The organism is Kitasatospora sp. NRRL B-11411 (genome assembly GCF_000721345.1).
GTDB lineage: Bacteria > Actinomycetota > Actinomycetes > Streptomycetales > Streptomycetaceae > Kitasatospora > Kitasatospora cineracea.
Map to the genome: position 1 here is coordinate 1 of NZ_JOGH01000211.1, position 6,134 is coordinate 6,134.

At 74.6% G+C, this 6,134-nt stretch carries 6 protein-coding genes; 3 read left to right on the forward strand and 3 right to left on the reverse strand.

The annotated features are described in order from the left end of the window. Positions 1 to 405: 405 nt before the first annotated feature. The gene (locus IH44_RS0138630; RefSeq protein ID WP_030464537.1) at positions 406 to 1,275 is read left to right on the forward strand and encodes a chitosanase; all 870 of its coding nucleotides are present in this window, start codon (positions 406 to 408) and stop codon (positions 1,273 to 1,275) included. A gap of 231 nt (positions 1,276 to 1,506) precedes the next feature. Beyond that, entirely contained in the window at positions 1,507 to 1,938 is a 432-nt protein-coding gene (locus IH44_RS42045; RefSeq protein WP_157852618.1) for a hypothetical protein, read from the forward strand. A 58-nt stretch (positions 1,939 to 1,996) separates the two neighbouring features. On the opposite strand, the gene IH44_RS0138640 is transcribed toward IH44_RS42045, so the two are convergent. After that, the gene (locus IH44_RS0138640; RefSeq protein ID WP_081967381.1) at positions 1,997 to 2,863 is read right to left on the reverse strand and encodes a 3-hydroxybutyryl-CoA dehydrogenase; all 867 of its coding nucleotides are present in this window, start codon (positions 2,861 to 2,863) and stop codon (positions 1,997 to 1,999) included. Between the two features lie 242 nt (positions 2,864 to 3,105). Between IH44_RS0138640 and IH44_RS0138645 the strand changes: the two genes are divergently transcribed. After that, complete coding sequence (locus IH44_RS0138645; protein WP_030464540.1) at positions 3,106 to 3,924, forward strand: SDR family NAD(P)-dependent oxidoreductase; 819 nt, start codon at positions 3,106 to 3,108, stop codon at positions 3,922 to 3,924. A 70-nt stretch (positions 3,925 to 3,994) separates the two neighbouring features. On the opposite strand, the gene IH44_RS0138650 is transcribed toward IH44_RS0138645, so the two are convergent. Further along, complete coding sequence (locus IH44_RS0138650) at positions 3,995 to 4,993, reverse strand: ketopantoate reductase family protein (protein ID WP_030464541.1); 999 nt, start codon at positions 4,991 to 4,993, stop codon at positions 3,995 to 3,997. Positions 4,994 to 5,090: 97 nt separating this feature from the next. Further along, complete coding sequence (locus tag IH44_RS0138655) at positions 5,091 to 5,930, reverse strand: polysaccharide deacetylase family protein (RefSeq protein ID WP_030464542.1); 840 nt, start codon at positions 5,928 to 5,930, stop codon at positions 5,091 to 5,093. Between the last annotated feature and the right edge of the window lie 204 nt (positions 5,931 to 6,134).

Here is a 6,134-nt window from a genome sequence, read left to right on the forward strand (position 1 = left end):
CGGTGGGGTGGCGAGGTGGTGGGGCGGGGTGTGGTGCGGCGTCGGGCGGAGGGGTGGGTGAACGTCTCGTGGGCGGCGGCGGTGCGGTGGGTGAACGGCCGGGCGGCGGGCGGTCCTCGGCGCCCGGTCCCGCGGGTCTCCGGCCGGTCCGGCGTCCGGCCGTCCGCGGGCCCGGTGGCCAGCGGTTTCCCGGGCGGGCCGGGGTGCGGGCGGTTCGGTGCGGACGGGGCGGGGGAGGGCAGGGGGGTGACGAGGCGTCGGGCCGTTCGGGCGGATCTCTCGGCCCGGATGCGGTCGGACGTCTTGCGGGAGCGTGATGCGGACGCTTCAATCCTCGTTAGGAAACTTTCCTAACCCTCATCTGTGGGCACCCCCTTGCCCGCAGCCGGCAGACGGAGCGTCAGAATGCACCTCAGCAAGCACCGCACCGCCCGTACCGCCCGCACGACCCGGGCCGCCCTCGCCCTCCTGGTCGGCGCCCTCCCGCTGACCCTGGCCGCGGCCGGGACCGGCCACGCCGCCACCCCGGCGGCGGCCGGCGCGAGCACCGTGGCGGTGGCCGCGGTCGGGCTGGACGACCCGGCGAAGAAGGAGATCGCCATGGAGCTGGTCTCCTCGGCCGAGAACTCCTCGCTCGACTGGAAGGCCCAGTACAAGTACATCGAGGACATCGGCGACGGCCGCGGCTACACCGCGGGCATCATCGGCTTCTGTTCCGGCACCGGCGACATGCTCGAACTGGTGCAGCACTACACCGACCTCAAGTCCGGCAACGTGCTGGCCAAGTACCTGCCCGCGCTGAAGAAGGTCAACGGCAGCGACTCGCACTCCGGCCTCGGCAGCGCCTTCGTCAACGACTGGAGGACCGCCGCCAAGGACACCGTCTTCCAGCAGGCCCAGAACGACGAGCGCGACCGGGTGTACTTCAACCCCTCGGTCAAGCAGGCCAAGGCGGACGGGCTGCGCGCGCTCGGCCAGTTCGTCTACTACGACGCGATCGTGATGCACGGCCCCGGCACCAGCTCCGACAGCTTCGGCGGGATCCGCGCCGCCGCCATGAAGAAGGCCAAGACCCCGGCCCAGGGCGGCGACGAGGCCACCTACCTGAACGCCTTCCTGGACGCCCGCAAGGTGATCATGAAGCAGGAGGAGGCGCACGCCGACACCAGCCGGGTCGACACCGAGCAGCGGGTCTTCCTGAACGCCAAGAACTTCGACCTCAACCCGCCGCTCAAGTGGAAGGTCTACGGCGACCCGTACCAGATCAACGCCTGACCGCCCCTGCTCTGCTCCGCTCTGCTCTGCACCGTACGGCCCTGCACCGCCCGAACGGCCCGGCGCCCGCGCGCCGGGCCGTTCGGCGCGCTCCGGCCGGCCGTTCGATTCGCTGACGCACCGTCAACACGCTTGCTCCGCACGGTGGTTACAGATCGGACACATTCCGGGCGGGCGGCTCCGGCGGCTCGTAGCGTCGGCCCCGAACCGTGTCCGTCCGGAGGGGAGACCATGCGCACCCGAGCGATCGCCACCGCTGCCTGGCCGGCCGCCGCAGCCTCGGCTCTGGCTCTGGCTCTGCTTCTGGCGCTGGTTCTGGCCCTGGCGGGCTGCGGGCGTGGCGGGGAGGACGGGGTGCAGCGCGCGGAGGACGCCGCCCGGGCCGCGCTCGGCGACGTCGAGGTCACCGCCTGCCGGGTGGACGACGAGCTGCAGTGGCCCGCCGCCACCGTCCGGATCACCAACCACACCGCCACCACCAGCAGTTACGTGGTGCAGATCGCCTTCGAGGACGGCGCCGGCCGGCAGGTCACCGAGGGCGTCGCCGCCGCCGGCTCGCTGCCGCCCGGCCAGGACACCCTCGAACAGGCCCAGGGCACCGCCGACCCGCACGGCCCGGTCAGCTGCCGGATCGCCGACGTGGTCCGCTACGCTGGCCCGTGACGGCGCCCGGCGCCGGGCCGCGCCCCCCACGAAGTGGGAGCGGCCCGGCGGCGCGGCGTCAGGAGGCGGTGTAGTCGTAGAAGCCGCGGCCGGACTTGCGGCCCAGCAGGCCCGCGTCGACCATCCGGGACAGCAGCGGCGGGGCCGCGTACAGCGGCTCCTTGTACTCGTCGTACATCGACTCGGCGATCGAGACGATGGTGTCCAGGCCGATCAGGTCGCACAGCCGCAGCGGGCCCATCGGGTGGGCGCAGCCGGCCTCCATGCCCTTGTCGATGTCGGCGGCGGTGGCCACGCCCGACTCGAACATCCGGACCGCGGAGAGCAGGTAGGGGACCAGCAGGGCGTTGACCACGAAACCGGCCCGGTCGCGGGCCCGGATCGGCTCCTTGCCGAGCGCCTCGACGGCGAACTGCTCGGCGCGGGTGGTGGTCTCGGCGGAGGTGGTCAGGGTCGGGATGACCTCGACCAGCTTCTGCACCGGCGCCGGGTTGAAGAAGTGCAGGCCGATCACCTGCTCGGCGCGGGTGGTCGCGGCGGCGAGCTTCACGATCGGGATGGAGGAGGTGTTGGAGGCCAGGATCGCGTCCCGCCGGGTGATCACCTGGTCCAGCGTGCGGAAGATCGCCACCTTGACGTCCTCGCGCTCGGCGACCGCCTCGACCACCAGGTCCCGGTCGTGGAAGTCGGCGAGCTCGGTGGTGAACGACAGCCGGGCCAGCGCCGCGTCCCGGTCCTCCTCCGACAGCTTGCCGCGCCGCACCGCGGTCTCCAGCGAGTTGGTCACCCTGGTGCGCCCCAGTTCGAGGGCCTCGCCGCTGTTCTCCGAGACCAGCACGTCCAGGCCGGAACGGGCGAAGACCTCGGCGATGCCCGACCCCATGAGGCCGCAGCCGACTACTCCGACGCGCGCGATGTCGCTCACTCAAATGCCCTTCGGGAGGAGCCGGGGGTCACCCGGCCGGGGGTGTCGCGGGCGCCGTGGCCCGCCCGGACGACGGTACTACCTGCCTTAACGCCCGTTCACATCGGTGCGTGCCGGGAAGCGACCCGCGCCCGGGGCTCGGCCGAACGGGTGAGCGTCGGCGGTGCGCCGCGCGCGCTTCCCCGCGCGCCCCGCGGCGGGGACCAGAATGCGGGGGTCCAGCCGGAGGAGGGAGCAGGCAGATGGGGACGGGATCACTCGCCGGACAGGTCGGACTGGTCACGGGGGCGGGGCGCGGCATCGGCCGGGAGATCGCCATCGGGCTGGCCGCCGAGGGCATGGCCGTCGGCCTGGTCGGCCGCACCCAGGACAAACTGATCGCCACCCTCAAGGAGTGCGTGCGGCACGGCGCCCGCGGCGTCGCCGTCACCGCCGACGTCACCCGCCCCGGCGCCGTCCGGGAAGCCGTCCGCTCGATCGAGCGCGACCTCGGCCCCGTCGACCTGCTGGTCAACAACGCCGGGCAGGTCGACCGGGCCGAAGTGCCGATCTGGGAGACCGACCCCGCCCAGTGGTGGCAGGTCGTCGAGACCAACCTGCGCGGCCCCTACAACCTGCTGCGCAACGTCCTGCCCGGCATGGTGCGGCGCGGCCGCGGCCGGGTGATCAACCTCAACAGCGGCTTCGCGCTGCGCCCCGACGGCCACTACACCGCCTACGCCACCTCCAAGGGCGCGCTGCTGCAGCTCTCCGACAACATCGCCGACTCGGTCGGCGAGCACGGCGTCGTGGTGCTCGACATCAGCCCCGGCGCGGTCGCCACCGAGATGACCGCCGGCATGGAGATGTTCCGGGACATGAAGGCCTGGGGCTCCATCCCGTACATGGTCGCCGTCACCGTCGACGCCGCCCGCGGGCGCTTCGACGGGCTGCACGGGCGCTTCCTGCACGCTGGCCGCGACAACCTGGAGACCCTGGTCGCCTCCGCCGCCACCATCCGCTCCACCGACGCCCGCACACTGCGGCTGCGCCCGTACGGGCCGGACGACCCGATGGGGTGAACGGCGCTGCGGGAGGTCGGCGCCGGGGGAAGTCGGCGCCGGGGGAAGTCGGCGCCAGGGGAGGTCGGCGCTACGGGAGGTCGAGCAGGGCGGCCAGTTCGGCGTCCGGGAGGGAGCCCACCGGGCGGCCCTCGCGGGCGAAGGCGGCGGCCAGGCGCTGCAGGGCCGCGTTGAGCGGGGTCGGCACGCCGTGCAGGCGGCCCAGCAGGACGACCTCGCCGTTCAGGTGGTCGGCCTCGATGTCGCCGGTGCCGCGCGCCAGCGACTGCCAGGACGAACCGCCGCCGCGCACCGCGCCCTCCAGCGGCACCAGCGTCACCCGGTCGCCGCGCCGGACCCGCTGCTCCTCCTCGGACGGGTGGGCGATCCCGGCGGCCGCCAGCACCGCCTCGCCCTCGGCCCGCGCCCGCCGCCACACCCGCATCCGCAGCTCGCCGTCGATCGGACCGGCCACCGCCTCCAGCGCGTTGCCCAGGTTGCTCAGCAGCTTCGCGTACTTCCAGGCCATCACGTCCGCGCTGACCGGCGCGTCGAAGTGCGAGTCGGCCAGGTCGGCGGCGACGCGGGACGCCAACTCGTCCGCGCCGTGCGGGTACCGGCCCAGGTGCAGCATGCCCGAACGCGGCGAGCCCGCCGCCGAGACCCGGCCCGGCTCCAGGTGCGTGGACGGCAGCCACACGCACATCCCGTACACCCGGGCGAAGCGGCGCAGCGCCAGCCGCTCGTTCTCCACGCCGTTCTGCGCGCACACCAGCGGCAGCCGCTCGCCCGCCGTCCCGCCGCCCGCGACCGGGCGGGGCGCCCACTGGTCGAGCAGGGCCGCCGAGTGCTGGGTCTTCACCGCCAGCACCAGCACGTCGTCCGGCGCCAGTTCGACCTCCTCGGGGCCGCCCACCGCCGGGACCGCCAGCCGGTGGGTGCCGTCCGGGACGGTCAGCCGCAGGCCCTCGGCGCGCAGCGCCGCCAGGTGCGGGCCGCGGGCGACCAGGACCACCTCGCGCCCGCTCTGGTGGAGGCGTCCGCCGATGGTGCCGCCGACCGCGCCGGCGCCCAGCATGATGTAGCGCATGACCTGAGCATCGCACGGGCGGGGAGCCGGGCTGCGGGGTGGGGTGAAGGCGGGGTGGGGTGGGGACGGGGTGGGGTGAAGGCGGGTTGAGGGCGGGTCAGGCGCAGAGTTCGGAGGCCGTCACCGCGTGCAGGCCCTGTCCGGCCAGGCCGTCCAGGATGGCCGGCAGCGCGGTGACCGTGCCCGGGTGGCCCATGTGCAGGGCGACCACCGAACCGGCCGCCGCCGACTTCAGCACCCGGCGGGTCACCGCGTCCGCGCCCGGGTCCGCGTAGTCGCGCGGGTCGACGTCGAAGGACAGCACGTGCGCGTAACCGACCTGCTGGGCCTGCTCCTTCACCATCGCGTTCGCGTACTGCGCCGCGGACGGCCGGAACCAGCGGCCGATCGACCCGGTCAGGCGCTGCAGCCGCTGCGCGCACTGCGCTATCTCCTCGTGCGCCTGCTCCGGGCGCATCGAGCAGATGTCCAGGTGGTTCTGGGTGTGGTTGCCCAACTCGTGGCCGCCGGACAGGATCCGCTGCGCGATCTGTGGCTGCTCGTCCAGCCAGCTGCCCACCGCCAGCACGGTCAGCCGGGCGCCGCGCTGCTCGGCGGCCTCCAGCAGCGCGGTGGCGATCGCCGGATCGCCCTGCCCGTGGAAGGTCAGCGCCAGCTGCGGCCGGCTGCGCGGGCCGGTCACCACCTCCTGCGGGGTGTCCGCGGCCAGCGGGGGCAGCGCGAACGGGGTCGCGGAGGGGGATGGCGACGGCGAGGCGCTCGCGCTCGGGCTCGGCGACTCGGTCAGGTGCTCGGGCTGCGGGCGGGCCGCCACCGAGGGGCCGTGCGCACCGTGGCCGTCGGAGGGGCCGCCGCACGCGACGGCGAGGCCGCCGGCGGCGCTCAGCGCGGCCAGGCGGGAGGCGGAACGCAGAACACTGCGGCGGTCGACTGTCATCGCGGCCAGCCTAAGCGGACGCCGCGGTCGGGCGGCAACGGTGGCCGCCCGGACGAGTGGCCGCCCCGCGGGGAGGTGACGGGGCGTGAGCGGCGGGGGGGAGTGGTGGAGGGGGGGGGCAGCGGGGTGGCGAGGGAGGCGGGGTGGCCGGGGGCGGTGGCGGTCGGCGGGGTGCCCATGGCCGGGGGCAGCGGGGTGGTGAAG